General features: G+C 32.4%; 2 protein-coding genes. Both read right to left on the reverse strand.

Features of this window, described 5'->3' with window-relative positions; translation table 11 throughout:
- Window positions 1-880, reverse strand: an 880-nt coding sequence (locus tag ACTHW2_RS12615; protein ID WP_442264250.1) for a helix-hairpin-helix domain-containing protein, incomplete at its 3' end; no start/stop codon positions are given.
- Between the two features lie 31 nt (window positions 881-911).
- On the reverse strand, window positions 912-2,800 hold a 1,889-nt coding region (locus tag ACTHW2_RS12620), incomplete at its 5' end, for a PHP domain-containing protein (protein WP_442264251.1).

Genomic DNA, 2,800 nt, shown 5'->3' on the forward strand with positions numbered 1-2,800 from the left:
CATATGGCAATTGCACCATAGTCACCTTTTCTTTCTGCGGAATAATCATCTTAACTAAATCCGCCATTATCTGTCTTCTGTTCTTGTCTACTAAATTATCGAAAGCTCCAGCTTTTATTAAACTAATAGTTTTCTTCGCTGATGTTAGTTTAGTCTCTACCATTCTTCCATAATAATCATCTAATGATTTGAACGGACGACATTCTATAATGTTATCTAAGGTATTTACATCTAATCCTAAAATGGCAGCAAGCCCAAATAGCACCTTACTATCCTTAGTTGTGAATTTAAGCTCTGATTTATTTATGTCTGGAAGTGACACATCTTCTTTCATTGAGTTTACATATTCAGATATCGCTGTATAATCTTTAGAAGAACTCATTTCATCTCCTGAGAAAATAGCTGCGTTTAAACAAGCACCCTTCCAGTAGCTAACACCGTATTTATGGGCTATATTCATCTCAATCATTAAAATAAGGCTGTATGCCACTGTGTGAGGGAGTGAAAATGCGTAACTGAATTGAAGTGCAAATTGTTCTTCTATAATATATTGTGCGAATTTTTCTGACCGACCATTTTTCTCCATTGTTTCATAAAACTCTTTGCATGCTTTTTCTATCTTCTTCTCGTCTTTTTTTCCTACAGATTTACGGAATCTATTTGCGAAATTTAATCCCCCATTAGCTATTTCTGGGTCTATAATTATACCCATTAACAATTCTTGTGTGTCGCATATCCCAGTACGAGATGATAGATGTTTTTCCATGAGCGATATCTCATCTTCAGACAACCCGTATTTATTCATATCATTATACCATTCTTTAATATCTTTCTTGTATCTTACAAATTTATCAGTAGGACTTTCACCATCAGTTTGCAATCTAATGATAGTATTAGTGACTGTAAGCTCATCAAATGATTCTGGTCTTTTTCATAGCATTTACCGCTACCAAGCTAGACATCTGGAACGCATCAAATATATCTCCATCAGCTAACATATCGAACATCTCATGTGAGGTCATATCAAGAACATCGGGATGAAAATATTTGTCATAGGTAGAACGTATTGAGCCTTGCCATTCTATTTTACCATCTTTCAGCAATAAGTCAATAGCTTCTGCAATAGAATCTAACGCAGAAATTGATAAGAAATCCATTTTTAAATTCCCTGCATATTCGCCATCATCTGCATTAAATTGGGTAACTGGTAGTCCTTTAGTAGTTTTCATCATTCCATCTACATCAGTGAATTTACCAGGATAAAAAATAACTGAACTTGCATGTTGAGAACGTCCACTAACAACGCCTTCAATAGATAGCATTACATCTTTTAATCCTTCATATTTTTCTACTCTATCAATAAATTCTTGTATGGGCTTTCTATTTTTCTTTTTATTCCCAAAGAAGCAATCATGAACTGACCATAATAATGCACCTTCGTTAGGAATTAAGTTAGCAATATTGTGTTGCTCTGACACGTCTAGTCCATAACCACGTGTCGATGTAATAACAGTTGACTTAGGTCCCTCAGTGGTAAATGTACAACTATTAAGAATTTTATCAGAACCATATCTTTCTTTTGTTAACCGAATAATCTCGTCTCTTTTAGATGCCTGAGAATCTATGTCAATATCAGGGAGAGCTTCTTGCTCTTTACTTAAAAATCTGTAATAAGGCAAATCATATTTTAATGGATTAATTTGTACTATATCCAACAAATAGTTTGTAAGATAACATGCTGCACTGCCTCTAGCTGTTCCAACTAGACTAACTTCCCACATCATATCAATTATATCTTGTGCCAATACAAAATAGCTTGATAGTGGTTGATTCAGTTTTTCAGATATCTCCCATACTTGTTCTAACTCTATATTTATACGTGATAAATTCTCTTTATTAAACTCTTGATTATGAGATAACATTCCTTCTCCAATAAGATGTAAATAATATCTATCCATGGCTCTGTCAGAGGCTCTGTATTGCATTATATAAGGATATTCATTGATATAGTCCTTAAACAAGTCTTTATTTTTATACTGTGGAATGTCAATATCAGGCACTTGTGTTTGTTGAGCAAAATTAATTGTTTCAAGACTATCCATGACTTTATGACTATTGCTAATCATTTTATCTAGCAACACCTCATCAAAGTATTCTAATAACTCATCTCTATCCATCATGTAAGTAGTTGAGTAAAACTCTTCTACTTCCCTATCTCCTTGGCTGGCGTTTAAATAGATTTTGTGTGCCTCTGCTTGTTTCTTACTTAAATAATGTGCATCGGTGGTCAAGATTAATCTCAAGCCATAGACTTTTGAGAGTTTTATTAACATATCATTTACTATTTGTTGCTCTTGTTTAATATCTATATTCGATTTATCGTGTTTAATACCTGGTTGTAATTCTAAATAAAAATTATCTTTGCCAACCATATTAATAAAATACATAATAAACTCATGAATTTTTTTCTTTGTTCTCCTAGATTTATTTTTATTATATTCTAGTATTAACTGGCTTAAAGGACCTCCTAAACAAGCTGTACTAAATATGACATCTTTCTCATATCCTTTTATTAACTCATTTAAATCATCAAAATAAGTGGGAGTTCTTTGAACACCTCTAAAGAAGAAACTATTTTCCCATTCTCTACTTGTTAATTTCTTTAAAAATTCATATCCTCTTTGATTTTTAGCAAGAACTAAAAAATGATGAAACATTGTACGTTCGTTATTTTCCACTGCGTATTCAATATCTTCTTTATTTACTAAATACATCTCTTCTCCGTACCCTAATTTAAAAT

It is taken from the genome of Tissierella sp. (assembly GCF_052089545.1).
In the GTDB taxonomy this organism is placed as follows: domain Bacteria; phylum Bacillota; class Clostridia; order Tissierellales; family Tissierellaceae; genus Tissierella_A.